This is a genomic window from Pseudomonas sp. GW821-FHT07F01 (genome assembly GCF_059418825.1).
Window position 1 is genome coordinate 69,074 of the sequence record NZ_JBWKQO010000005.1, and the last position, 24,427, is coordinate 93,500.

Sequence of the window (24,427 nt, forward strand, 5' to 3'; positions counted from 1 at the left end):
GCTGGTTGAAGAAAAATCGTCAATGCGCCTTGCCGATTCCGCCTGGTGTTCGGCTCATCAGTAGAGCGGTCAATCAGCCGCCTTTACTGCTATGGCATAGGACGCGTACATGAGCCACCGGAGTCGTTTCACCCAGGCCGCCTTGCGGCGCAGTTTCAATCGCAAGGCGTTGAGCATCACCCTTGGTGCGTTGCTGTCCGCCACCGGTGTGGCGCCGTTGGCCTGGGCCGAGGGAGCGGTGGGTGAGCCGTTTGAATACAACATCGCGGCCGGGGCACTGGGCACTGCGCTCAGTGAGTTTGCCGCGGCCAGCGGTGTCACGTTGTCCTTTGGTTCCAGCCAGACCCAGGGCCTGGTCACTCTAGGAATCAAGGGCCGTTACTCCTTCAATGAAGGCATGACACAGCTGTTGGCCGGCAGTGGCTTGCAGGTACGCCAGGAGGGCCCGGCGCGCTATACCCTGGTCAAGGTGCCCGCGGGTGGAGCGCTGAACCTGGGAGCGACCCAGATCACCGGAGCAGCCCTGGGCGCGACCACCGAAGACACCGGCTCCTATACCACCGGCTCGATGCAGACGGCCACCAAGCTGGCTCTCTCGATTCGCGAGACCCCGCAGTCGGTGACGGTGGTCACTCGCCAGCGCATGGACGATCAGAACATGCAGAGTCTGGAGGAGGTGCTCAAGAGTACCCCGGGCATTTCCCTTACCAAGGACGGACCGCAGCGCCCCATTTTCTATTCACGGGGTTTTGCCGTGCAGAACCTCATGACCGATGGCCTGGCCAACGACATGTCCCATTACTTGAGTCGGGATATGAGCACGGCAGCAGACACCGCGATTCTAGACCGGGTCGAAGTCATGCGGGGTGCTGCAGGCTTGATGCAGGGCACGGGCAGTCCTTCGGCGGCGATTAACATGGTCCGCAAGCGACCCACTGCCGATCCGCGCTTGAGCATCACTGCCAGCGCAGGAAGCTGGGACAATTACCGAACCGAAATCGATGCCTCCAATGCCCTCAATGACAGTGGCACGGTGCGCGGACGCCTGGTGACGGCCTACCAGAGCAAGAACAGCTTCCAGGATGTGGCGGATGCCGAACGTTCGGTGTTCTACGGTATCGTCGAGGCGGATTTGAATGACAACGCCACGCTGACGGTGGGCGCCACCAATCAGACGTCCCACAACACCACTACCTGGGGCGGGCTACCAGCCGCAATTGATGGCAGTCATTTGCACCTGTCGCGCTCGGCCTACCTGGGCAGTGATTGGGAGTATTGGGACCAGGACAACGTTACCGCTTTCAGCCGCGTGGAGTATCGCCTCGACAATGCCTGGAAGCTGCTGCTGTCGGCTAGCAAGTCCTGGTCCGATCTGAAGATGCTCGGTTCCATGACAGAGCGCTTTGGTGCCGACTTCAATGATTTCGGCCAGTACGTTGGTCAATACCAGTACAAAGATCACCAGGACAGTTACGATCTTTTCGCTTCCGGGCCGTTTTCGCTGTTCGGACGCAGCCATGAATTGGTGGTAGGCGCCAGCCAGCGGGAGCTGGCTTTCAATGGTAAAGGCAATTATCAGGACAACGATACCCGGACCAATATCTACCATCCTGACCCCCACAGTGTTCCCAAGCCGCAGATGGATCTGGACTATTGGCGCCAGAAACGCAACTCGGAGCTGAAGAGCTTTTACCTCACCTCGCGCTTCAGTCTCGCCGACCCTCTGACCCTGATTCTGGGTGGACGACTGGACTGGTACGACTACGACGTGGATACCCATTTCGCCGGGGTGCGCACCTCTTCCAGCACCGACTACAAGGTCACTCGTAACCTGACCCGCTATGCCGGCATGGTGTACGACCTGGATGAGCATCACTCGGTCTATGTCAGTTACACCGATGTCTTTACCCCGCAAGCCGAGCTCGATAGTTCAGGCGGCCTTATTAAGCCCATTGTCGGCAAGAACTATGAGATGGGGATCAAAGGTGAGTATTTCGATGGTGCCCTGACCAGCAGCGTTGCGGTGTTCCGGATTGACCAACTGAACCGGGCGAAACAGGTAGTAAGTGATCAATGTTCCAGCCTGGAATGTTATGAGGCCAGCGGCGAGGTGCGCAGTGAAGGTGTCGAGCTGGAGATCAATGGCAAGTTGGCCCCGGGTTGGGAGTTGGGGGCGGGCTACACCTATGCCCAGGCCAAGTACCGCAAGGATGCCAGCGAGGAGAATGTTGGTCGCCTGTTCGATACCGATATTCCTCGTCACGTGTTCAAGGCCTTTACCACTTATCAGCTTCCGGGAGAGCTTCACCGATGGACTGTGGGCGGCGGGCTCTACAGCCAGAACAGGATCTACAACAAGGATGTGAATTTCTACGATTCAGGCACGCCCATGTATGTCGAACAGAAAGGCTACGCCCTGGTGGACCTGATGACTCGCTATCGGGCGTCTGAGCATCTTGAATTTCGACTTAACCTGAACAACGTCTTCGACAAGAAGTACTACCAGAGCATCAGCACCAATACTTACTACGGCAATGACATCTATGGCGAGCCGCGTAATGCCATGTTGACGGCGCGCTGGTCTCTTTAGCGGACAAGGTGTCGATCCCGCCACCTCGCTGCACGGTGAGTGGGGCAAGCTGTTTTCTGGCGACGCTACTGCTTGTTGGCCCCCGTGGCGCAATTGAATCGGTCATCGATGGGGGCTTGGCGAGCGGGTTCGAAGTAGCCAGGTGTACGAGTGCTATCGGTGCGTTGCCAGCGTTGTGGGTAAGACAGCATCGAGTAGGGCGAGTGGTCCTTGAGCGTCTCGTAGTTCAAGGACAGGTCGATCTGCGCGGCGCCGTGCAGGAGGGGGCCTTCGATCGAAAGGACGGAGCCGGTCAGCCAGGTTCGCTCAGGGCTTTCCAGGTAACTGGGCGCGGTGATGCGCAGCCAGGTACGCCCGGCATCCTGGGAAAAGTACAGGCGCGGCAAGCCGGCACCGCCCTTGCTGAAGCCCGGTCCTTGGGCAATCGGAATCACCAGGTAGTTGGAGTTGGCAGCATCGATCATCAAGTGCGAACCACGGCCATGCACGGTGATGCCGTTGAATGAGCCAAAGGGTGCAACCGGGGTATGGATGCCGAGCCGGGTGTCGGTGTAGTGCACCATGTCGCCACTGCTGGCGATGACCGGCGAGGAACCGTTGCAGAGCTTGAAGGTGGTCCGGTCGATCTCGAAAAAGCGTGATGAGTCGATGCGGTAGATGACCCGGCCGGGCAGGTACTGGATCGGCTCGGGAGTGCTGCAGGCCCCAAGTACCCCGCACGAGATCAGCAACAGCAGCTTCCTTGCCCACATGAGAAAACGACTCCTTGTTCCTGCCTGAATGCAGGGGCTGGCGTTTATGACATCCCTGGGGGCTTGGCGCAACACTGGCCATGGCGGGCCAGCGTTGCGTTGATGTTGCGGCGCCCTGTCAGGGCTTCATCTGCCAGGCCGTCGAGCTGGCCGCGGCCTTGAACTTGGCCCGATTTTCCGGAGTGGCCGGCGGTTCGGAGTCGCCGAAGATCGCCTTCAGCCAATGGCCATCGGTGGGGTTGGGGAAGAGGATGAACTTGCGGCCGAACTGCTCCTTGTCCTCGGTCATCAGGCTGCTGCGCTGCTTGACGTCGGCCACGTAGTACTTGCGTTTGAAGTCGTTGAGGTTGTCGCCCAGCATCAGCACCACGTTGTGGTCCTTGGCGATCTCCTGCTGCCGCGGCTCCTTGTTGGAGCTGTCGCGGTACACCGTCAGGTGCTGCTCATCGGCATAGGGCAACTGGTTCTTGCGCAGGTTGGCCAGGGCGTATTCGTAGGTCTTTTCGCCCTGGTCGCGGCTGGTGACGTAAAAGACTTCGACGCCCTTGGACTGGGCGTACTTGAGGAACTCCACGGCGCCTGGGGTGGCTACCGGGCCATTGTCGGCGACCCACTTGTCCCAGGCCTCGTCGTCGAAGAACTCCTTGCCCGAATTGATCATGTAGCCCCAGTAGCTGTTGCTGCTGAGCACGGTGTCGTCAACGTCGCTGATGATCGCCAGTGGCCGCTCGCCGGCCTTGTGTTCCTGCAGGGCGCGGTCCAGTTGCAGACGGGCGATGTTGAAGCCCTGGTAGTACAGCGCCTCGAACTCTGCGGCGGTCTGCTTCCAGGCCACGGCGGCGGTCAGCAGGTTGGAGGGCGGGGTAGGAGCCTGCTCGGCGAAGGTCGAGGTACAGGTGATTGCCAGGAGCGAGAACAGCCAGGGAGCGACTGAAGTCCTGTGGTTTTTTATTGTCATTATCGAGCCCTTGAAGTGAGGATTGCGCAGCTCTCACAAACACTGCCGGAGTGTTCTATCCCAGCCAGTGGCGGTGCTCAATGCGGGTGTCGCGTTTGTGGATCAATGCGGCGTAATCCCCGGTACTTTTTCGCGGGCATAAAAAAACGGCCTACCTTGCGGTAAGCCGTTTTTAGTACTTGGTGGCTACACAGGGACTTGAACCCCGGACCCCAGCATTATGAATGCTATGCTCTAACCAACTGAGCTATGTAGCCAAGTGGCGCGCATTATTCGCTCGGAACGACAATGCGTCAAGCGTTTTTATAAAAAAATTATCTACGCTATCAACCGTTTATCCCTTCCCCCCGAAAATCAGCGGCGACGGGCAGCGCTGGAACCAGCGGCTGGCCTGTTCGTAGGCGTGGGCCAATTGCAGGACGGCGAAGTCGGCCTGGTGCTTGCCGATGATCTGCAAGCCCATGGGCAGGCCGTTGGCATTGAATCCGGCCTGGACGCTGGCCACCGGGCAGCCGGACAAGGTGCCGGGAATCACCACCTCCATCCAGCGGTGGTAGGTGTCCATGGCCACGCCTTCGATGCTGCGCGGCCAGGGGCTGTTCTTGTCGAAGGGGAAGACCTGGGCGCTGGGCAGCAGCAGGTAGTCGAAGCGTTCGAACAGCCGGGAGATGGCGCGGTACCAGTCGCTACGAATCACTGAGGCTTCGAATACCTGGCTGGCGGAGAGCTTGAGGCCGTTCTCCACTTCCCAGATGGCCTCGTCCTTGAGCTGTGTGCGTTTCTGTGGATCGGCATAGGTGCTGCCCAGGGACCCGGCGACCATCCAGTGGCGCAGGGTGCGCCAACTGCTCCACAGGCGTTCGAGGGCGAAGTCGGGGCTGGCCGGTTCTACGCTGCAACCCAGGCTGCGGAAATCGCCCAAGGCCTTTTCGCAGAGCTCCAGCAGGCCCTTTTCCATTGGCAGGTAACCGTTGAAGTCCCCCAGCCAACCCAGGCGCGTGCCCTTGAAGTCACGTTCCAGCGGGGCGGCGAAGCCCTGGCCGGATTCGGCGATGGACAGTGGCGCCCGTGCATCGCCGCCGGCCTGTACTGACAGCAGCAGGGCCGCGTCGCGCACGCTGCGGGCCATGGGGCCTTCGTAGCCGAGCTGGTCGATGAACAGGTCGCTGCTGTCGTCGAACGGCACCCGGCCCTGGGACGGGCGAAAACCGAAGATGTTGTTGAAGGCCGCCGGGTTGCGCAGCGAACCCATCATGTCGCTGCCGTCGGCCACCGGCACCAGGTGCAGGGCCAGGGCCGCGGCGGCGCCACCACTGCTGCCGCCGGCGGTCTTGCTCGGGTCATAGGCACAGCCGGTGGCGCCGAACAGCGGGTTGTAGGTCTGGGAGCCGAGGCCGAATTCCGGGGTGTTGCTCTTGCCGATCAGGATCGCCCCGGCGGCCTTGATCCGTTCCACCATGATGCCGTCGCGCTCTGGGATGAAATCCCGGTACAGCGGCGAACCCAGGGTGGTGCGGATGCCGTGGGTCAGGGACAGGTCCTTGATCGCGTGGGGCAGGCCGTGCATCCAGCCGCGATATTCGCCACGGGCCAGTTCGGCGTCGCGCCGGTCGGCCTCGGCCAGCAGGGCTTCGGCCGGTTGCAGGCTGACCAGGGCATTGACCAGGGGGTTGTAGTGCTCGATGTGGGCAAGGTAGGTCTGCATCACTTCCCGGCAGGAAACCTGACGCAGGCGGATACGCTCGGCGAGTTCATGGGCCTGGAGCAGGACCAGTTCGCTGGGGGGCTTGGCGATCATGGCAGGAGGGCCTTTCAAACGGCTTTAGAAACGCCCCGGCATCCAGGCCGGGGCGGCAGAAGTCAACGCAGCTCAGCGCATCAGGTTGGTCCACAGGCGGTCGGCAAGGCGGATCGCGCCTTCGCCGCAGGTCTGGCTGAAGACCACCTTGGTGCCCTCGGGAATGTGCAGCTCGGGAGCATCCTTCAACCCGGCGTCGAGGAAGGGTTCGACGCCCTTGATCGGGCTCTGGTGCTTGAGGAAGTTCTGGGTCATGGCGGCGTTCTCAGGCTGGCTGAGGAAGGCGATGAAGGCCTTGGCGTTTGCCGGGTTCTTGCTGCCCTTGGGGATGACCATGTTGTCCACCCAGGCCAGCACGCCCTCTTTCGGGTAGAGGTACTTCAGGCCGGGCTTCATTTCCCGGGCGCGCATCGACGATCCGCCCCAGAACATCGACATGTCGATTTCCCCGGCCGCCAGGTTCTCGCGGATCGCCCCGGCCTTGGAGCTGTAGGTCTTGACGAAGGGCTTCTGCGCCTTGAGCAGGCCAAGGATCTGCTGCATCTGCTTGGGGTCTTCGCTGCACAGCGGAATGTTCAGGTACAGGCTGGCCATGTCGATCACTTCGCTCACCGAGTCGAACATGTTGATCCGCCCCTGCAGCTCCGCTGGCGGCTCGTAGAGCACCTTGTAACTGTCGCTCGGGCCTTTGTAGCGTTCGCCGTTGAGCACCACGCTGGTGGTGCCCCAGATGAAGGGCACCGAGTAGGCGCCTTCCGGGTCCCAGGTCGGGTTCTTCAGGTTGTCGACCACGCTGGCGTAATAGGGCTGCTTGGCCGGGTCGAAGCGCTCCAGCAACTGCTCCTTGATCAGGATCGGGATGAACTGGTGGGACGGGATCGCCACGTCATAACCGGTGCCGCCCTGTTTCAGCTTGGCCAGCAGGGTTTCGTTGGAATCGTAGGAGTCCACCGTGACCTCGATACCGGTCTGCTTCTGGAACTTGGCGAGAATTTCCGGCGAAAAGTAGCCGCTCCAGCTCACGACGTTGAGTTTCTCGGCGGCCTGCACCGCCAGTGGCAGGCTCAGCAACAACGAGGTACCCAGGCTTGCGATCAACTTGCTCATGTCATTTCCCCAAGGTCAGTGGAAGGTTCAAGCGTGTTTCTTGCTCAGCAGATAAGAGAGGCTGACGAACAGCACCGAGACGCCGAGGATCAGCGTCGACACGGCGTTGACGTCGGGTGTCACGCCCATGCGCAACAGGCCGAAGATGAAGATCGGCAGGGTGGTGGTGCCGGCCTGGGACACCATCATCGAGATCACGAAGTTATCCAGGGAGACAATGAAGGCCAGCATCAGCCCGGAGACGATCCCCGGCATCAGCAGCGGCAGGGTCACCTTGCGGAAGGTGCGCCAGGGGCCGGCGTACAGGTCCGCCGCGGCGTGTTCCAGGGACAGGTCCATGTCGTTGAGGCGGGCGCGGATCGGCAAATAGGCGAAGGGGATGCAGAACACCGTGTGGGCGATGATCAGGTTGCCGTAGCCCAGGGACAGCCCCAGGGTGGAGAACAGCGCCAGGGTGGCCACGCCGACGACGATTTCCGGCAGCACCAGGGGCAGCATGATGGCGCCCATGGACAGTTGCAGGCCCTTGAACTTCGCCCCGCGTGAGGTGCCCAGGGCCGCCAGGGTGGCGATGGCGGTGGCCGCCATGCTGGCGCACACGGCGATCAGCAGGCTGTTGCCTGCCGCCTGGCGCAGGGCCTGGTTGGCGAACGCCGCGCGGTACCAGTCGAGGCTGAAGCCGCTCCACACCGTGGCCGACTGGTTGGCGTTGAAGGAGAACACCACCAGCACCAGGATCGGCGCGTAGAGGTACAGGTAGAACAGGAAGCTGAAACCGCCGAAGCCGGGAAAGTCCTGGACACCGAGGCCGTTGCGCTTGAACAGGCGGATCATCATGCACCCTCCTGAAGGGTTTTCTGGCGCTGGGCGCGCAGGGCGTAGACGGTCAGTACCAGCATCACCGCAGCCATCAGCACCAGCGACAGGGCTGCGCCGAAGGGCCAGTTACGGGCATCGCTGAACTGCCGGAAGATCAGGTTGCCAAGCATCATCCGGGTGCCGCCCCCCAGCAGTTCCGGGGCGATCATCGCCCCCAGGCAGGGCACGAAAGTCAGGATCGCCCCGGCGAAAATTCCCGGCTTGGCAATGGGCAGCACCACCTTGCGCAGGGTCCGAATGCGTCCGGCGTAGAGGTCCTGGGCCGCTTCCAGCAGGCGGGTGTCCATTTTCTCCAGGGTGGCGTAGATCGGCAGCACCACGAAGGGCGCGTAGGTGTAGACCAGCCCCAGCAGCACCGCACCGTCGGTGTAGAGCAACTGCAACGGCTCGTGGATGACCCCCAGGCCCATCAGGCTGTTGTTGATCACCCCGGTGTTGCGCAGCAGCAGGATCCAGGCGTAGGTGCGGATCAGCAGGTTGGCCCAGAACGGCACGGTGATCAGGAAGATCAGCAAGCCCCGGCGCTGCACTGGCTGCATGGCCAGCCACACCGCTACCGGAAAACCGATCAGCAAGGTGATGAGGGTGGTCAGCCCGGCGATGCCGATCGAGCGCAGGGCGATCAGCAGGTAGGAGTCGGCGAAGGCCAGGCTGTCGTCCAGTTGCCGTTCGAACAGCAGGGAGGTGTAGGCGTCGCTGCTGAAGACCTTGTTCACCCCGCCGTAGGGGTTGGCTTCCATCAACGAATAGCCGATGACGATAAGGATCGGCACGATCAGGAACAGGCCGATGGCCACCAGGGCCGGGCTGACCCCGAGAAAGCTGCGCAGGGCCTTGCGCCGTTCCAGGTGCTGGGAAATCGAAGAAGCGTGCATGGCGAATCCTCGTGGTCAATCCAGCAGGACGCTGGCGCTGCCGCGTTCGAACAGCAGCCCGGCGCTGCTGCCTACGCTCAGGCGCGGGTGGTGTTCGAGGCTGTTGGGCGTGCGCACGGTGAGGCGTGTGCCGTCGCCGAGGCTGACCTGGTATTGCAGGTCGGTGCCCAGGTAGATCAGCGCTTCGATGCGGCACGCCAGGGCGCCTTGCGAGGCATCACCACGCAGGTGCAAGCGCTCGGGGCGCACCGACAGGGTGACCTGCTGTCCGACCTTGGCGGTGGTGCAGGGTTGCGCCGGCAGCGCCTGCCCGGCGGGCCCGCTGAACCAGGCCAGGCCCGCTTCGACACGGCTGACCGTGGCCGGGATGAAGTTGGTTTCACCGATGAAGTCGGCGACGAAGCGATTGCGCGGCTGCTCGTAGATTTCTTCCGGGCGACCCACCTGTTGCACTTCGCCTTCGGAGAGCACGGCGATGCGGTCGGACAGGGTCAGGGCTTCTTCCTGGTCGTGGGTGACGAAGATGAAGGTGATACCGGTCTTGGCCTGGATGGCCTTGAGTTCTTCGCGCATGGCCTGGCGCAGCTTGAGGTCCAGGGCCGACAGCGGCTCGTCCAGCAGCAGTACCTTGGGGTGGGGGGCCAGGGCTCGGGCCAGGGCGATGCGTTGCTGCTGGCCGCCGGACAGCTGGTTGGGCTTGCGCGCCGCAAAGCGCTCCATCTGCACCAGGGCCAGCATCTCGCGCACCCGCTCGGCGATCTGCGCCTTGCTCAATACCTGGCCCATAGGGCGCGATTCCAGGCCGAAGGCCAGGTTCTCGGCCAGGGTCATGTGGGGGAACAGTGCGTAATGCTGGAACACCGTGTTCACCGGGCGCTCGAAGGGCGGCCGGTCGGCGATGTTCTCGCCATAGAGAAGGATCTCGCCCTGGGTCGGGAACTCGAACCCGGCGATCATCCGCAAGAGGGTGGTCTTGCCACAGCCCGAGGGGCCGAGAAGGGTGAAGAATTCGTTGTCGCGGATATCCAGGTCGATGTTCTTCAGGGCCACCGGGCCGCTGTGTGGATCGCCGTAGACCTTGCGCACTGAACGGATGGACACCGCCAGCGTTTGCAGCGCATGCAGGGCATTCATGCCTTACCTCCGATTCCCCCATGAGCTGTCGTGCAGGCCATGGATCTTGTTTTTCTTGGGCAGGATCGAAATGTGTCGGGTGCGTGGAAAGCTTGTCTTTGCAGGCTTTGCGCGGGTTTTACCGGGTTCTGCTGGGGCTGATTATCAGTGAGGGGTTGCGGGGGCGAAACATCAATTTTAACATACCGGCTGTTAAAAAATTTAATAGCAAGGGGCGGGCGAAATCATGGTCGAGCAGCGTTTGCCACCGTTGAATGCAGTGCGTGCTTTTGATGCCGCCGCCCGTCTTGGCAGCTATGTCGAAGCCTCAAGGGCCTTGCATGTGACCCAGCCGGCCATTGGCCGCCACGTGAAGCTGCTGGAGGACTGGCTCGGGGTGCAGCTGTTCGAGCGCACGTCCCGCGGCGTGAACCTGACCCCGGCGGGGGAGAAGTACCACCGCAAGATCGCCGCCGCCCTGCAACTGATCATCGAGGCCGGGCGCGAGGTACAGCCCAGGGCCGCCGAGCGCTGGCTGCGGATCATGGTCGTGCCGGGGTTTGCCAAGCGCTGGCTGACCCCGCGCCTGGAGGCGCTGCGCCACGTGCGCCCGGGCCTGAAGTTCGCCATCGAGCCGAACTCGACCTTTAGCGAAGTGGATGCCAAGAGCAGCGACCTGGGGATCGCCTACGGCCTGGACGGGCAATACGCCGAGTCTCGGGTCAGCCTGATCTGCCCCCGGGTGTTTCCCATCTGCACCCCGGCCTACCTGGCCAGTATCGAGGCGATTCGCGAGCCGGCGGACCTGGCCCGCCATGAATTGATCCACTTCGATGACGGCGAGTGGTGGAACATGTGGTTCGCCGCCAATGGCCTGGATATCCAGCTCACGTCCGACCTGATCTACGTGAACAACGACCATGCGCTGTCGGTGGCTGAAAGCGGCGGTGGTATTGCCCTGGCCAACGAAGTGCTGGTGCGCGAGGAGCTCAAGGCCGGCACCCTGGTGCGGGTGCTGGAAGACCAGGTGCAGCTGGAAAGCTACCGGGTGCTGACCCCGGCCAGCGAGTGGTCGGAGGACGTGGAATGGTTTATCCAGTGGCTCAAGGCCGAGCTGGAAGCGGATTTCCCCGAGGCGCGAATCGGGGTTCGTTAGCAAGCTAATGGGATGGCGCGACTGCACCGAAAAATGGCACATTGACGCACCTGCCCCTGTGCGCCCACCCGTTGTACGGAAAATCCTATGGCTAGCAGCAACTCCCCGAGCGTCGCCGCGACGGCTTCCCCGGCTTCGCAAAGCAGTCCCCTGGTCCTGCGCATCATTGGTGCGGTGGCCCTGGCGCACCTGATCAACGACTTGATCCAGGCAGTGCTGCCGGCGATCTACCCGATGCTCAAGGACAGCTACGGCCTGACCTTCACCCAGGTCGGCCTGATTACCCTGACCTTCCAGCTGACCGCGTCGCTGTTGCAGCCCTGGGTCGGCTACTACACCGACCGCCGGCCTCAACCATTCCTGCTGCCGGCGGGAATGATCTGCACCCTGATTGGCATCCTGATGATGTCCCAGGTCGGCAGCTTTCCCTTGATCCTGCTGGCAGCAGCATTGATCGGCATTGGCTCCTCGACCTTCCATCCGGAGGCTTCGCGGGTCGCGCGGCTGGCCTCGGGCGGGCGCTATGGCCTGGCCCAGTCGAGCTTTCAGGTCGGCGGCAATGCCGGCACCGCCTTCGGCCCCTTGCTGGCTGCGGCCATCATCATTCCCTACGGCCAGGGCAATGTGGCCTGGTTCGGCCTGTTCGCGCTGTTTGCCCTGGTGGTGCTGTACGCCATCAGCCGCTGGTATGCCAACCACCTGCGCCTGTACAAGCTCAAGCAGGGCCAGGCGGCGACTCACGGCCTGTCCAGGAACCGGGTGATCAGCGCCCTGGTGGTCCTCGGGCTGCTGGTGTTTTCCAAGTATTTCTACATGGCCAGCTTCACCAGCTACTTCACCTTCTACCTGATCGAGAAATTCGACCTGTCGGTGGCCAGCTCGCAACTGCATCTGTTCCTGTTCCTGGGAGCCGTGGCGGCGGGAACCTTCTTCGGCGGCCCGATCGGCGACAAGATCGGGCGCAAGGCAGTGATCTGGTTCTCGATCCTCGGGGTGGCGCCGTTCACTCTGTTGCTGACCCATGTCGACCTGTTCTGGACCAGCGTCCTGAGCGTGGTGATCGGTTTTATCCTGGCCTCGGCATTCTCCGCCATCGTGGTGTACGCCCAGGAACTGGTGCCGGGCAACGTTGGCATGATCGCCGGGGTGTTCTTCGGCCTGATGTTCGGTTTTGGCGGGATCGGTGCGGCGCTGCTGGGGCACCTGGCGGACATTCATGGCATCGAGTATGTGTACTACCTGTGCTCGTTCCTGCCGCTGTTCGGGGTGCTGGCGATCTTCCTGCCGCGTACCCGCAAAGCCTGATGGCTTGAGGCGTGCTGGCGATAGAACGCCCGGGGTACTGGCCCCGGGCTTTTTTTTGCCTGGGCTTCAGCCGCCCTGGCGGGTGTGCCCGGTGCCTTGGCGAAAGGCGTTGGGTGTCTGGCCGCCGAGGCGCTTGAAGAAGCGGGAAAAGTAGGTGGGGTCGCTGAAGCCCAGGTTGTCCGAGAGCTGGCTGATGCTGATGTTGGTGTAGATCAGGTTGCGCTTGGCCTCCAGCATCAGGCGCTGGTGGATGATCTGCAGCGCGGTCTGCCCGGCCAGTTCCCGGCACAGGGTATTGAGGTGCACGCTGGACAGGCCGATGCGATGGGCCAGGGCTTCCACCGTCGGGTGCTCCTGGTAATGCTGCTCCACCAGCTTGATGAAGTGCCCCAACAGTTGCTGGTTGCGCTCGCTGCGGTTGCTGGGCGTCACGTTCTGCTGGCGTCGGCGGCTGATCCACACCAGCAGTACGTTGACCAGCGAATGCAGCAGCAGGTCCCGCGCCGAGGCGCTGCCTTCGTATTCCTCCAGCAAGGTCTTGAACAGGCTGTTGAGGCGCTGCCGGTCACGGCCCACCGGGTAGCGCCCGGCCGCGGCCAGGACCGCCAGCGGCGCCCCCAGCTGGCTTTCCAGTTGGGCCACCAGCGGCGCACCCAGGGTCAGCACGTAGCCCTCGATGTTCTCGGAAAACTGAAAGCCGTGGACCATCAGCGGCGGCACCACCTGGATGGTTGCTTCGCGCACGTCCTCGCGGCGCCCTTCGACTTCCACCAGGGCCTGTCCGCTTTGCACATAGAGCAGTTGATACAGGTCGGCGTGGCGGTGCGGCTTGATCTCCCAGTGGTGCAGGCTGCTGCGCTTGGGGATGGATTCACAGTGCAACAGGTCCGGAGTCGGCCAGGCCTGGTTTTCGCCGTAGAGTTTGAATACGGGGATGCTGGAGCGACTGGCTTTCATCGGGCGCGGCCCTGGGGGTGAGGGATTGGAATGCTCGATAATCGAACGCTGTTTTCAAAAGTGCATTTTTACGGCGGTTAATCACCATTTTTTGCGATTTTTGTCGGCAAAAATGCAGAGGTACAACAATAACCATAAATTCCGGATTTCGCCTGCACGGTGACTGGAATGCCCTTATGAGACGACAACAATGAAAACTCAGGTTGCGATTATCGGCGCCGGACCTTCCGGCCTTCTGCTGGGCCAACTGCTGCACAAGGCCGGCATCGACACCGTGATTGTCGAGCGCCAGACCCCGGACTACGTGCTGGGCCGCATCCGTGCCGGTGTGCTGGAGCAGGGCACCGTGGACATGCTGCGCGAGGCCGGTGTGGCCCGCCGCATGGACGCTGAAGGCCTGGTCCATGAAGGGGTGGAGCTGCTGATGGGCGGCAAGCGCGTGCGTATCGACCTCAAGGCCCTGACCGGCGGCAAGACGGTGATGGTCTATGGCCAGACCGAAGTCACCCGCGACCTGATGGAGGCCCGCGCTGCCTGCGCAGCGCCGATCATCTATTCGGCGGACAAGGTGCAGCCCCATGACATGAAGGGCGCGCAGCCCTATATCACCTATGAAAAAGACGGCCAGCTGCAGCGCATCGACTGCGATTACATTGCCGGCTGCGACGGTTTTCATGGCGTGGCGCGCAAGAGCATTCCCGAAGACGTGCTGACCCACTACGAGCGCGAATACCCCTTCGGCTGGCTGGGGCTGCTGTCCGATACCCCACCGGTCAATCACGAACTGATCTATGGGCAGCATGAACGTGGTTTCGTGCTGTGCAGCCAGCGCTCCCTGACCCGCAGCCGCTACTACCTGCAAGTGCCGCTGAGCGACAAGGTCGAGGACTGGTCCGACGAGCGCTTCTGGAACGAGCTCAAGGCCCGTCTGCCAGAAGAGGTGGCGGCTGACCTGGTGACCGGGCCAGCGCTGGAGAAAAGCATCGCGCCGCTGCGCAGCTATGTGGTGGAGCCCATGCAGTACGGCAAGCTGTTCCTGGTGGGGGACGCGGCCCATATCGTTCCGCCTACCGGTGCCAAGGGCCTGAACCTGGCGGCCTCCGATGTGTGCTACCTGTACCGGATCCTGGTCAAGGTCTACCGCGAAGGGCGTACCGAGCTGCTGGAAAAGTATTCCGAACTGGCCTTGCGCCGGGTGTGGAAGGGCGAACGCTTCAGCTGGTTCATGACCAATCTGCTGCACGATTTCGGCGACCGGCAGGATGCCTGGGACCACAAGATGCAGCAGGCCGATCGCGAATATTTCCTCAACTCCCACGCTGGCCTGGTGAACATTGCCGAGAACTATGTGGGCCTGCCTTACGAAGAAATCTGCTGAGCCCACGACCCTGAAGCGACCCGCATGCAGTGGGCCGTTTCAGGGCGCTGCCTGCAACGGGCGGCAAGCCGTAATGTAACAGTGCGGAAACATTCCTATTTATAAATGATATTCATTAGCATTACACTCCGATCCCTCTCTCCCTTGATGCACCATCCGGGTGCATTGAATCGACAAGGATCGTTTGTAATGAAAGTCAGCTCCTGCCTGTTCAATTCGCTTCTGCTCAGCGCCGGTGTCGGCCTGCTGGCCCCGCTGGCGCAGGCCGGCGATGCGGTTGAAGAGGCCAAGCCTGCATCGTTGGAACTGGATACCGCCTTTGTCACGGCTACTGGCGGCGCCACGGATCTCAAGGATGCCCCGGCCAGTGTCAGCGTCGTCACCCGCGAGGAAATCGAGCGCCAGCCGGTCTATGACCTCAATACCCTGCTGCGCCGGGTGCCGGGGGTGACCGGTGGTTTCGGCCCGGTGGGCGAGCAGTCGAAGATCAAGCTGCGGGGGCTGGACGACAAGTACACGCTGATCCTGGTGGATGGCAAGCGGGTCGGCAGTTCCGCGGACCTGAGTTATCGCCGCGACCTGGCGCGCCAGGACCTGAACTGGATCTCGCCGAACATGATCGAGCGCATCGAGATCGTCCGCGGGCCTATGTCGTCGCTGTATGGTTCGGACGCCATGGGCGGGGTGATCAATATCATCACCCGCAAGGTCTCGCGGACCTGGACCGGCTCGGCCAGCACCAATATCACCGTGCCCAAGGATTCCGACCGCGGCCAGACCACTCAGTACAGCGTGAATGCGGCAGGTCCGCTGACGGAGTCCCTGGGGCTGCGCCTGGGGGCCAACGTCACGCGTCGGGCTGCGGATGAGGTAGAGGCGCGGCGCGATGCCCAGGGCGATTTCATGTACGACGATGGCGCGGGCGGCTCCAAGGATCAGAGCGTGAATGCACTGCTGGACTGGCAGATCAACCAGGAGCAGAGCCTGTCCTTCGAGGCGGTGCATGGCGTTGAGCATTCCTGGGCATCAAAGAAGACCTTTGGTGATTGGGACGAGACCATTGGTGGCGCCTTTGGCCCCAGCCGACTGACTCGCGACAGCTACATCCTGTCCCACACCGGTGACTGGAGCTTTGGTACCTCGAAGCTCGATGCCTACCTGAACAAGTACCGCAACGACCTTGACCTGGGCAAAGCCAACTCGGAAGAGAAGATCGTCGAGGGCAGCCTGAATATTCCCTTCCAATTGCTGTTGGACCAGCGCCTGACGCTGGGCGGGCAATGGAAGCGTGAAGAGCTGACCAACACCGATACCCTGGGCACGGTACCTGTGGATTATCAGGGCGCGCCGGTCAGTGGCTCGACCTTGAAGGGCGATTACTCGGCGGCCTTTATCGAGGATGAACTGTTCCTGCTGGACAACCTGTCCCTGACCCTGGGCAACCGCTTCGACCACAGCGACAAGTACGGTAACCACAACAGCCCGCGGGCGTATGTGGTCTATCACCCGCACCCGGACTGGACCGTGCGTGGCGGTGTTTCCAAGGGTTTTCGTGCGCCAAGCCTGAAGGAGGGCAGTGCGGGGGCGGCTACCGAATCCGCAGGCCGGGGCTGTGGTTCGTTGCGGCCGTTGGGCTATGTCACTGGTAGTTGCTGGATGGCGGGCAATCCGAACCTGACACCGGAAACCAGCACCAACAAGGAAATCGGCCTTTCGTTCGACCACGATGGCTGGGAAGCGGGCCTGACCTACTTCCACACCGATTTCACCGACAAGATCGAATACGGCCCGTTGGGCCAGTACCAGGGCCGCTGGTGGACCATGCTGGAAAACGTCGACAAGGCCCGCACCCGTGGCTGGGAAGGCACCGCCCGGGTGCCGCTGGGCGACTCCGTGACGTGGCGCACCAACGCCACCTACATGCTGGAAAGCAAGAACCTGTCCACCGGCGAGGATTTGATCAGCTCGCCCAAACTGTCGGCATTCAGTGCGCTGGACTGGCAGGTCACCGACCGTCTGAGCACCGAGCTTTCGGCTCAGCACGTCGGCAAGCAGCGGGGCCTGGGCAATGATTTCGTGCAGTCCTACACCACCTACGACCTGACGGCGAACCTGGCGCTGACCAAGTGGCTGACCCTGAATGGCGGCGTGCAGAACCTGCTGGATAAAGACCTGCGGGATGGATCGACCAACTTCTACGTGCCCGGGCGGGCGTTCTTTGCGGGGGCAACCACTTACTTCTGAGGCCGCTGGATGTAGCGGGGGAATCAGCCCCATTGCCAGGCAATGGGGCTGAAGGGGATCACACGTTGAAGCGGAAGTGCATCACGTCGCCGTCCTTGACGATGTATTCCTTGCCTTCCAGGCGCCATTTACCGGCTTCCTTGGCACCGGCTTCACCCTTGAACTGGATGAAGTCGTTGTAGGCGATGACTTCGGCACGGATGAAGCCTTTCTCGAAGTCGGTGTGGATCACCGCGGCCGCTTGGGGCGCGGTAGCACCGACACGCACGGTCCAGGCGCGAACTTCCTTCACACCTGCGGTGAAGTAGGTCTGCAGGTTGAGCATTTCGTAGCCGGCGCGGATCACCCGATTCAGGCCGGGCTCTTCCAGGCCCAGGGCCTCGAGGAACATGTCCTTTTCTTCGCCGTCATCGAGCTCGGCGATTTCCGCCTCGATCTTGTTGCACACCGGCACCACGATCGCGCCTTCTTCCTCGGCAATGGCCTTGACCACGTCCAGCAGGGGGTTGTTCTCGAAGCCGTCTTCGGCAACGTTGGCGATGTACATCACCGGCTTGGTGGTCAGCAGGTGGAAGCCACGGATGATCAGCTTCTCATCGCTGCTCATGTCCTTCATCAGGCTGCGGGCCGGCTTGCCTTCGGTGAAGTGGGCGATCAACTGCTCCAGCAGGGCTTTCTGGGCCACGGCATCCTTGTCACCGCCCTTGGCGTTGCGGGCGACTTTCTGCAACTGTTTTTCGCAGCTGTCGAGGTCGGCGAAGATCAGTTCCAGGTCGATGATTTCGATGTCGCGCTTGGGATCGACGCTGTTGGACACGTGGATCACGTTGTCGTCTTCGAAGCAGCGGACCACATGGGCGATGGCGTCGGTTTCGCGGATGTTGGCCAGGAACTTGTTGCCCAGGCCTTCACCTTTCGAAGCACCGGCCACCAGGCCGGCGATGTCGACGAACTCCATGGTGGTGGGCAGCACGCGCTCGGGCACGACGATGGCGGCCAGGGCGTCCAGGCGCGGGTCGGGCATCGGCACGATACCGCTGTTGGGCTCGATGGTGCAGAAGGGGAAGTTCTCGGCCGCGATCCCGGATTTGGTCAGGGCGTTGAACAGGGTGGACTTGCCGACGTTAGGCAGGCCGACGATGCCGCAATTGAATCCCATGGTGTATTCCCCGAGGAGTAGAGTCAGGCCTTCTGGCTGTGCAGGTTTTTCATCGCGCGGTTCCATTCACCGGCGAAGATATCCGGCAGCACGCCGAGGGCAAAATCGATGCTGGCATCGAGTTTTTCCTGTTCGGCGCGTGGCGCACGACCCAGGACAAAGTTTGAAACCATACTGGCAACGCCCGGATGGCCGATGCCGAGCCGCAGGCGGTGAAAGGTATTCTGATTACCGAGCTGCGCGATGATGTCCCGCAGTCCGTTGTGCCCGCCATGGCCGCCGCCGGTCTTGAGCTTGGCGACGCCTGGCGGCAAGTCGAGTTCGTCGTGGGCCACCAGGATCTCTTCCGGCTTGATGCGGAAGAAGCCGGCAAGCGCCGCCACGGCCTGGCCGCTGCGGTTCATGTAGGTGGTGGGAATCAACAGACGAATGTCCTGACCCTGGTGACTGAAGCGCCCGGTCAGGCCGAAATATTTGCGATCGGCGACAAGGTTGATCCCTTGTTTTTCGGCGATGCGCTCAACAAAAAGGGCCCCTGCGTTATGCCGGGTCTGTTCGTATTCGGTGCCTGGATTACCCAGGCCAACGATCAGTTTGATGGCAGTCACGATAGGGGCCCTTCTTTGGAGTGGTGGATGACATCGCCGCAACCGGTGCTACGGCGAAAGTGGACGACAAGAGCTGGGTTGCCTTGCGGCAAACTTCGCGTTCTCGCCCGCTTTCTCGCTACGTTCCAGTCCGCGATGTACTCCGCTTAACTCCCGCGTCAGAGTGAATTACTCTGCAGCGCCTTCTGCAGCTTCTGGAGCAACACGTGGAGCGTGGACGTTGGCTACTGCCAGGTCGTTGCCGTGTGCCAGGGCCACGAATTCAACGCCTTTAGGGGCCTTGATGTCGGACAGGTGAACAATGGTGCCGATTTCAGCGTCAGCCAGGTCGACTTCGATGAACTCAGGCAGGTCTTTGGGCAGGCAGGAAACTTCGATTTCCGCGATTACGTGCGAGATCTCGCCGCCTTTCTTGACCGGAGCAGCTTCGTTGATGAAGTGCACTGGAACGATGGCGGTCAGTTTCTGACCAGCAACCACGCGAACGAAGTCAGCGTGCATCACGTGGCCTTTGGCCGGGTGACGTTGCAGGGCCTTGATCACGACGTTCTGCTTGGTGCCACCAACGTTCAGTTCGATGATGTGGCTGTAGGCAGCTTCGTTTTCCAGCAGCTTGGCAACTTCTTTGGCCAGCATGCTGATGGATTCAGGGGCTTTGTCGCCACCGTAAACTACAGCTGGAACCAGGCTTGCGAGACGACGCAGGCGGCGGCTCGCACCTTTCCCCAGGTCGGAACGCACTTCAGCATTCAGAGTAAAATCGTTCATGTTGTATCTCCAAAATAACCACACTCGCCCCAGCGTTTGCGACCAGCGCTAAAGGCGATATGGGCAAAAAAGCCCCGTCCCAACACAGGTTGGGACGGGGCGCTTTTCGTCATCGGGATGTTCTGCCAGGGACGGGCCCTAGCGGAACATCGCGCTGATCGATTCTTCGTTGCTGATACGGCGAACCGCCTCGGCAACTACCGGTGCGATATCCAGTTGACGGATACGCGCACAGGCTTGTGCTGCAGCGGACAGCGGGATGGTGTTGGTCACCACCAGCTCGTCCAGCACGGAATTTTCAATGTTCTCGATGGCCCGACCCGACAGCACAGGGTGTGTGCAGTAGGCAAAGACCTTGGCTGCGCCATGCTCTTTCAGGGCCTTGGCCGCGTGGCACAGGGTGCCGGCGGTATCGACCATGTCATCGACCAGAATGCAGGTGCGTCCTTCGACGTCGCCGATGATATGCATCACTTCGGAGTGATTGGCTTTCTCACGACGCTTGTCGATGATCCCGAGATCAACGCCCAGGGACTTGGCCACGGCACGTGCACGCACGACGCCGCCAATGTCCGGGGACACGATCATCAGGTTTTCGAAACGCTGATCTTCGATGTCATCCACCAGAACCGGGGAGCCGTAGATGTTATCTACCGGAATATCGAAGAAGCCCTGAATCTGGTCAGCATGCAGATCAACCGTGAGAACACGGTCGATGCCGACTACGGTGAGCATGTCAGCGACGACTTTCGCGCTGATAGCCACACGTGCGGAACGCGGACGGCGATCCTGACGGGCATAACCAAAATAAGGAATAACAGCAGTGATACGAGTCGCTGAGGAACGGCGGAAGGCGTCGGCCATCACCACGAGTTCCATCAGGTTATCGTTGGTCGGAGCGCAAGTCGGCTGAATAATGAAGACGTCTTTACCGCGGACATTTTCATTGATCTCGGCAGTAATTTCGCCGTCGGAAAATTTTCCAACAGAGATGTCACCGAGAGGGATATGCAGCTGACGTACGACACGCCGAGCCAGATCGGGGTTAGCGTTCCCCGTAAAGACCATCATCTTGGACACGCGCAGTACCTGAAGGCTGAGGGTATACCTGGATGAGTATAGGAAAATGGCAGGGGCGGCTGGATTCGAACCAACGCATGGCAGGATCAAAACCTGCTGCCTTACCGCTTGGCGACGCCCCTGTATCTGTTGCTTCGAATGCCTGGCACTCGGTTCCTTTAGAGCAGACTTTGCAGCTTGCGATGCAACATCGAAACGTTGCTTCCTTTGGCTACAAACCCTGTAAGGGTCTCTGTAAGAAGGGCCGAGACTTTATCAGCTTCAGCTTTGCTTGGGAAGCCCCCAAACACACAACTTCCAGTTCCAGTCAGTTTTGCTTCGGTAAATTTACCTAGCAAATTCAATGCGTTACGTACTTCTGGATAACGCCTTGCGACTACCGGAAGGCAGTCGTTTCTGCTGTTTCCCTTGGGAACGGGGCGCACTTTAATGGGCGCGGTGTTCCGTGTCAACAAAGGATCGGAAAAAATTTCTGCTGTACTAACAGACACTTGCGGGACCAGTACCAGATACCAGGGTTCTTCGGGATATTCAGGGGTCAGTTTTTCCCCCACACCTTCGGCGAAGGCAGCATGCCCGTGGACGAAAACCGGAACATCGGCGCCCAGGGTCAGCCCCAGTGCGGCCAGTCGGTCTTCGTCCCAGCCCAGTTGCCACAAGTGATTGAGGCCCAGCAGGGTGGTGGCGGCATTCGAACTGCCGCCGCCGATGCCGCCGCCCATGGGCAGGACCTTGTCGATCCAGATGTCGATACCCTGGGTGCAGCCCGATTGTTCCTGGAGTTTCTTCGCCGCCTTGACGATCAGGTTGCTGTCGTGGGGCACGCCTTCGAACGCGGTGTGCAGGCGAATCACGCCGTCATCGCGCAGGGCGAAAGTGATTTCATCGCCGTAGTCGAGAAACTGGAACAGGGTCTGCAGCTCGTGATAGCCATCTTCACGGCGACCGAGGATGTGCAGCATCAGATTGAGTTTGGCCGGGGAGGGCAGGGTCAGTTTTTCCATGGACATTTCATTGCCCCAGCTTGCGCGGCAGCCATTCCTTGATCACCAGGGTGACGTCAAGGTCGCTGCCGTGCAGTTTGATCCGCTCGGGCAGCCAATAGCCGTTCTGCTGCGAGTAGCTGCTGTATTCCACCTGCCAGCCATCTTGCTCCAGGCTCGCCAGATGGCTGTCGCCGTCCAGGGTCAGGCGGCTTTTGCTGTCGGGCGCGGGCAGGCCGCGAACCCACCAGGCCAGGTGCGAGACCGGCAGCTTCCAGCCCAGCTGTTCTTCCAGCATGGTTTCCGGGCTTGCGGATTCATAGCGACCCTGGTTGGCCACTTCCAGGCTGACCTGGCCGGGACGACCGGTGAGTCGTGCGGCGCCACGGCCCAGCGGGCCTGACAGGCGGATGTCGTAGTAGTCCTGGCGTTGCAGCCAGAACAGCGTGCCGCTGCCGGAGTCCTTGGGGGCACGAATGCCGATCTTGCCGTTGATCTGCCAGCCGTCGAGGCCGGTCAGTTGATCCTTGTGCAAGCGCCATTGCGCAGGGTTGCCCTGGCCCTGGACGGACTCGCGGGCACCGAAGCCGGCGCAGCCGGCCAGCAGGGCGATAAAGCTGAAAACGATAAAGTGGCGCAAAAACATGGTCTTAAAGAGTCTCTGATCCGGTCAGGCGTTTGATGGTGCCGCGTAGCACGGGGCTGTCGGGCTGATCCTTGAGGAACTTGCTCCAGATCTGCTTGGCCTCGCGCTGCTTGCCGTTGTTCCACAGCACTTCACCCAGGTGCGCCGCCACTTCCTGATCGGGGAAGCGTTCCAGGGCCTGGCGCAGCAGGCGTTCGGCTTCGTCCAGGTTGCCCAGGCGGAAATTCACCCAGCCCAGGCTGTCGAGGACGGCCGGGTCTTCCGGAGTCAGCTGGTGGGCTTGCTCGATCAGGGTCTTGGCTTCGGCATAGCGTGTAGTGCGGTCAGACAAGGTGTAGCCCAGGGCGTTCAATGCCATGGCATTGTCCGGTTCGCGCTGGATGATCAGGCGCAGATCCTTTTCCATCTGCGCCAGGTCATTGCGTTTTTCCGCCTGCATGGCGCGGGTGTACAGCAGGTTCATGTCGTCGGGGTATTGCTGCAGGGCCTGCTGGATGACTTTCCAGGCGCGCTCGCCCTGGTTGTTCGCCGACAGGGTCTCGACTTCGATCAGGTACAGCTGGATGGCGTAGTCGGGTTGGGCGTCGCGGGCCGCCACCAGGCGTTTTTGCGCCTCGTCGGTGCGGCCGTTGTTCATCAGGATATCGGCCTGGCGCAACTGTGCGGGCAGGTAGTCATTGCCCGGGCCGACCTGGCCGTATTCGATCAAGGCCCCTTGCGGGTCGTTGAGCTCTTCGGCAATCCGGCCCAGGTTCAGGTGCGCGGAGTCTTCGTGGCTTTCACGGGCAATCAGGTCTTCCAGGTAGCCCTTGGCTTCTTCCCAGGCCTTGGCCTCCAGGCAGACGAGTGCCAGTGAATAGCGCAGTTCGTCATCTTCCGGATATTGCTGGACCAGACTGGAGAACTGGGTCTTGGCATCCTCCATGCGGTCCTGCTCCACCAGCATGCGGGCGTAGGTCAGGCGCAGGCGCTTGTCGTCCGGGTACTTGCGGATGCTTTTTTCCAGCAGCGGCAGGGCTTCTTTACCCCGGTTCAGGCTTTGCAGCAGGCGGGCGCGCAGCAGCAATGGCGCAACTTCACCGTCTTCCGGTGGGTTCTGTTCCAGCAGGGCCAGGGCTTCCTTGGCGTCGCCGTCCTGTTGCATGAGCAAGGCCTTGCCGAAAATCAACTGGCTGTTGTGCGGGTGTTTCTGCAGCAGCCGGTCGAAGCTTTTCATCAGGCCGTTGCGCGTGTCCTGGTCGGTATCGGCTGCGGACAGGGCAAGAAAGTCGAAGTGGGTATCGCCCTTGCCTTGCAGGACCTTCTCCATATAGACCATCGAGTCGTCATAGCGCCCGGCCCGGGCCAGCTGGATCGCGGCGGCTCGCTGCGCTTCCAGGTCGTCGGGGGCGTTTTTCGCCCAGATCAGCGATGTGTCCAGGGCAGCCTGGTCGGCGCCCAGGTACTCGGCGATGCGAAAGGCCCGCTCGGAGATGCCCGGATCCTGGGTGTTGATGGCCTGGGTCACGTAGTTGTCCAGGGCAATGTCGAAACGATTGCGCTGGCCCGCGAGTTCAGCGCTCAGCAGGCTGAAGACGGTGTCTTCGCTGAACGAGGAATAGACCTTGGGCTTTTCAGGGGCGGAGGTGCTGTCTTCCACCGGCGACGTAGCGTCCGATGAAACGGGTGCCAGAGATTGGCAACCGCTGAGGAAGACAAAGGCGAGGAGCAACGCGGAAGATCTATTCATATAGGAAGAGGGCGACTAACCTGCGGTCGGATCATCATGACACAAGCCTTCGGCCAAACATAACCGAGACTCAACGGGATGCCAGAACAGAGGCAGTCTATTAGTTTCTGCGCGAAAACTGCCTGCGCTTCGACCATGCTGCGCGCTGGGCGGCCCTGGCGCTACGCAGAAACAGGCTCGGAATGCTCATTTAGGCCCCTAAACTCCGCTTCCTCGCCTGTTTTCGCCTTGCCTGATCTTCGCTCGGCGAGTTTTGGCACAAAACTAGGACAATAGTCGGCGGTAGTTGTTCTGAGTCGGGCGAAGTAGGACAATTGCCGGCTTCTCGACATCATCAGCGAC

General features: G+C 61.3%; 20 protein-coding genes and 2 tRNA genes. 5 read left to right on the forward strand and 17 right to left on the reverse strand.

All coding sequences use genetic code 11. From position 1 onward, the window contains the following. Positions 1-109 precede the first annotated feature (109 nt). A complete protein-coding gene (locus AC07R1_RS18575) occupies positions 110-2,590 on the forward strand; it encodes a TonB-dependent siderophore receptor (RefSeq protein WP_495110824.1) in 2,481 nt (826 codons plus the stop codon). A 65-nt stretch (positions 2,591-2,655) separates the two neighbouring features. Here the strand turns inward: AC07R1_RS18575 and AC07R1_RS18580 are convergent, their stop codons facing one another. The 8 genes from AC07R1_RS18580 to AC07R1_RS18615 all read right to left on the reverse strand — a co-directional run bounded on the left by AC07R1_RS18580 (position 2,656) and on the right by AC07R1_RS18615 (position 10,093). Next, the gene (locus AC07R1_RS18580) at positions 2,656-3,342 is read right to left on the reverse strand and encodes a T6SS immunity protein Tli3 family protein (protein ID WP_342402673.1); all 687 of its coding nucleotides are present in this window, start codon (positions 3,340-3,342) and stop codon (positions 2,656-2,658) included. Between the two features lie 118 nt (positions 3,343-3,460). Continuing rightward, positions 3,461-4,300 carry a 5'-nucleotidase, lipoprotein e(P4) family gene (locus AC07R1_RS18585; protein WP_495110825.1) on the reverse strand — a complete coding sequence of 280 codons (840 nt, stop codon included), beginning with the start codon at positions 4,298-4,300 and terminating at the stop codon, positions 3,461-3,463. 180 nt (positions 4,301-4,480) lie between these two features. Further along, a tRNA-Met gene (locus AC07R1_RS18590) sits at positions 4,481-4,557 on the reverse strand. Between the two features lie 77 nt (positions 4,558-4,634). Beyond that, positions 4,635-6,098: an amidase gene (locus tag AC07R1_RS18595; RefSeq protein ID WP_495110826.1), complete on the reverse strand. Its 1,464-nt coding sequence runs from the start codon at positions 6,096-6,098 to the stop codon at positions 4,635-4,637. Positions 6,099-6,170: 72 nt separating this feature from the next. Next, positions 6,171-7,205 carry an ABC transporter substrate-binding protein gene (locus AC07R1_RS18600; RefSeq protein WP_011063422.1) on the reverse strand — a complete coding sequence of 345 codons (1,035 nt, stop codon included), beginning with the start codon at positions 7,203-7,205 and terminating at the stop codon, positions 6,171-6,173. A gap of 27 nt (positions 7,206-7,232) precedes the next feature. After that, positions 7,233-8,042: an ABC transporter permease gene (locus tag AC07R1_RS18605; protein ID WP_015636986.1), complete on the reverse strand. Its 810-nt coding sequence runs from the start codon at positions 8,040-8,042 to the stop codon at positions 7,233-7,235. Then, the gene (locus AC07R1_RS18610; RefSeq protein WP_220223260.1) at positions 8,039-8,959 is read right to left on the reverse strand and encodes an ABC transporter permease; all 921 of its coding nucleotides are present in this window, start codon (positions 8,957-8,959) and stop codon (positions 8,039-8,041) included. The genes AC07R1_RS18605 and AC07R1_RS18610 overlap by 4 nt, the downstream gene beginning before the upstream one ends. Positions 8,960-8,974: 15 nt before the next feature. Beyond that, on the reverse strand, positions 8,975-10,093 hold the full coding sequence (locus AC07R1_RS18615; RefSeq protein WP_041119858.1) for an ABC transporter ATP-binding protein: 1,119 nt from the start codon (positions 10,091-10,093) through the stop codon (positions 8,975-8,977). A gap of 226 nt (positions 10,094-10,319) precedes the next feature. Between AC07R1_RS18615 and AC07R1_RS18620 the strand changes: the two genes are divergently transcribed. Next, complete coding sequence (locus AC07R1_RS18620) at positions 10,320-11,228, forward strand: LysR substrate-binding domain-containing protein (RefSeq protein ID WP_011063418.1); 909 nt, start codon at positions 10,320-10,322, stop codon at positions 11,226-11,228. A gap of 87 nt (positions 11,229-11,315) precedes the next feature. Further along, positions 11,316-12,533, forward strand: a complete 1,218-nt coding sequence (locus tag AC07R1_RS18625) for an MFS transporter (RefSeq protein WP_495110827.1) — start codon at positions 11,316-11,318, stop codon at positions 12,531-12,533. A gap of 66 nt (positions 12,534-12,599) precedes the next feature. On the opposite strand, the gene AC07R1_RS18630 is transcribed toward AC07R1_RS18625, so the two are convergent. After that, complete coding sequence (locus tag AC07R1_RS18630) at positions 12,600-13,490, reverse strand: helix-turn-helix domain-containing protein (protein ID WP_015636982.1); 891 nt, start codon at positions 13,488-13,490, stop codon at positions 12,600-12,602. Positions 13,491-13,680: 190 nt separating this feature from the next. Between AC07R1_RS18630 and pobA the strand changes: the two genes are divergently transcribed. Together pobA and AC07R1_RS18640 are read left to right on the forward strand one after the other, a co-directional pair. After that, entirely contained in the window at positions 13,681-14,868 is a 1,188-nt protein-coding gene (gene pobA, locus AC07R1_RS18635; protein ID WP_011063415.1) for a 4-hydroxybenzoate 3-monooxygenase, read from the forward strand. A gap of 189 nt (positions 14,869-15,057) precedes the next feature. Beyond that, the gene (locus AC07R1_RS18640; RefSeq protein ID WP_495110828.1) at positions 15,058-17,112 is read left to right on the forward strand and encodes a TonB-dependent receptor domain-containing protein; all 2,055 of its coding nucleotides are present in this window, start codon (positions 15,058-15,060) and stop codon (positions 17,110-17,112) included. A 58-nt stretch (positions 17,113-17,170) separates the two neighbouring features. Here AC07R1_RS18640 and ychF read toward each other — a convergent pair whose 3' ends face one another. From ychF to AC07R1_RS18680, 8 genes are all read right to left on the reverse strand, one after another. After that, positions 17,171-18,271 carry a redox-regulated ATPase YchF gene (gene ychF, locus AC07R1_RS18645; RefSeq protein WP_065365190.1) on the reverse strand — a complete coding sequence of 367 codons (1,101 nt, stop codon included), beginning with the start codon at positions 18,269-18,271 and terminating at the stop codon, positions 17,171-17,173. A 23-nt stretch (positions 18,272-18,294) separates the two neighbouring features. Then, positions 18,295-18,879, reverse strand: coding sequence for an aminoacyl-tRNA hydrolase (pth, locus tag AC07R1_RS18650; RefSeq protein ID WP_011063412.1), 585 nt, complete (start codon positions 18,877-18,879; stop codon positions 18,295-18,297). A gap of 168 nt (positions 18,880-19,047) precedes the next feature. Next, on the reverse strand, positions 19,048-19,647 hold the full coding sequence (locus AC07R1_RS18655) for a 50S ribosomal protein L25/general stress protein Ctc (protein WP_011063411.1): 600 nt from the start codon (positions 19,645-19,647) through the stop codon (positions 19,048-19,050). Positions 19,648-19,785: 138 nt separating this feature from the next. Then, positions 19,786-20,727, reverse strand: a complete 942-nt coding sequence (locus AC07R1_RS18660) for a ribose-phosphate pyrophosphokinase (RefSeq protein WP_003171603.1) — start codon at positions 20,725-20,727, stop codon at positions 19,786-19,788. Between the two features lie 47 nt (positions 20,728-20,774). Continuing rightward, positions 20,775-20,849 (reverse strand) — tRNA-Gln (locus AC07R1_RS18665). A 36-nt stretch (positions 20,850-20,885) separates the two neighbouring features. Beyond that, positions 20,886-21,737 (reverse strand): 4-(cytidine 5'-diphospho)-2-C-methyl-D-erythritol kinase, encoded by an 852-nt coding sequence (gene ispE, locus AC07R1_RS18670; RefSeq protein ID WP_495110829.1) that lies wholly within the window; start codon positions 21,735-21,737, stop codon positions 20,886-20,888. Between the two features lies 1 nt (position 21,738). Next, the gene (gene lolB / locus AC07R1_RS18675; protein ID WP_495110830.1) at positions 21,739-22,356 is read right to left on the reverse strand and encodes a lipoprotein insertase outer membrane protein LolB; all 618 of its coding nucleotides are present in this window, start codon (positions 22,354-22,356) and stop codon (positions 21,739-21,741) included. A 4-nt stretch (positions 22,357-22,360) separates the two neighbouring features. Then, on the reverse strand, positions 22,361-24,085 hold the full coding sequence (locus tag AC07R1_RS18680; RefSeq protein WP_011063408.1) for a tetratricopeptide repeat protein: 1,725 nt from the start codon (positions 24,083-24,085) through the stop codon (positions 22,361-22,363). Positions 24,086-24,427: the final 342 nt, after the last annotated feature.

What these genes read in the sequence shown, in the direction of transcription:
- AC07R1_RS18575 (WP_495110824.1), top strand. Translation starts at nt 110, where the DNA reads ATGAGCCACCGGAGTCGTTTCACCCAGGCCGCCTTGCGGCGCAGTTTC.
- AC07R1_RS18580 (WP_342402673.1), bottom strand. Translation starts at nt 3,342, where the DNA reads ATGTGGGCAAGGAAGCTGCTGTTGCTGATCTCGTGCGGGGTACTTGGG.
- AC07R1_RS18585 (WP_495110825.1), bottom strand. Translation starts at nt 4,300, where the DNA reads ATGACAATAAAAAACCACAGGACTTCAGTCGCTCCCTGGCTGTTCTCG.
- AC07R1_RS18595 (WP_495110826.1), bottom strand. Translation starts at nt 6,098, where the DNA reads ATGATCGCCAAGCCCCCCAGCGAACTGGTCCTGCTCCAGGCCCATGAA.
- AC07R1_RS18600 (WP_011063422.1), bottom strand. Translation starts at nt 7,205, where the DNA reads ATGAGCAAGTTGATCGCAAGCCTGGGTACCTCGTTGTTGCTGAGCCTG.
- AC07R1_RS18605 (WP_015636986.1), bottom strand. Translation starts at nt 8,042, where the DNA reads ATGATGATCCGCCTGTTCAAGCGCAACGGCCTCGGTGTCCAGGACTTT.
- AC07R1_RS18610 (WP_220223260.1), bottom strand. Translation starts at nt 8,959, where the DNA reads ATGCACGCTTCTTCGATTTCCCAGCACCTGGAACGGCGCAAGGCCCTG.
- AC07R1_RS18615 (WP_041119858.1), bottom strand. Translation starts at nt 10,093, where the DNA reads ATGAATGCCCTGCATGCGCTGCAAACGCTGGCGGTGTCCATCCGTTCA.
- AC07R1_RS18620 (WP_011063418.1), top strand. Translation starts at nt 10,320, where the DNA reads ATGGTCGAGCAGCGTTTGCCACCGTTGAATGCAGTGCGTGCTTTTGAT.
- AC07R1_RS18625 (WP_495110827.1), top strand. Translation starts at nt 11,316, where the DNA reads ATGGCTAGCAGCAACTCCCCGAGCGTCGCCGCGACGGCTTCCCCGGCT.
- AC07R1_RS18630 (WP_015636982.1), bottom strand. Translation starts at nt 13,490, where the DNA reads ATGAAAGCCAGTCGCTCCAGCATCCCCGTATTCAAACTCTACGGCGAA.
- pobA (WP_011063415.1), top strand. Translation starts at nt 13,681, where the DNA reads ATGAAAACTCAGGTTGCGATTATCGGCGCCGGACCTTCCGGCCTTCTG.
- AC07R1_RS18640 (WP_495110828.1), top strand. Translation starts at nt 15,058, where the DNA reads ATGAAAGTCAGCTCCTGCCTGTTCAATTCGCTTCTGCTCAGCGCCGGT.
- ychF (WP_065365190.1), bottom strand. Translation starts at nt 18,271, where the DNA reads ATGGGATTCAATTGCGGCATCGTCGGCCTGCCTAACGTCGGCAAGTCC.
- AC07R1_RS18655 (WP_011063411.1), bottom strand. Translation starts at nt 19,647, where the DNA reads ATGAACGATTTTACTCTGAATGCTGAAGTGCGTTCCGACCTGGGGAAA.
- ispE (WP_495110829.1), bottom strand. Translation starts at nt 21,737, where the DNA reads ATGTCCATGGAAAAACTGACCCTGCCCTCCCCGGCCAAACTCAATCTG.
- lolB (WP_495110830.1), bottom strand. Translation starts at nt 22,356, where the DNA reads ATGTTTTTGCGCCACTTTATCGTTTTCAGCTTTATCGCCCTGCTGGCC.
- AC07R1_RS18680 (WP_011063408.1), bottom strand. Translation starts at nt 24,085, where the DNA reads ATGAATAGATCTTCCGCGTTGCTCCTCGCCTTTGTCTTCCTCAGCGGT.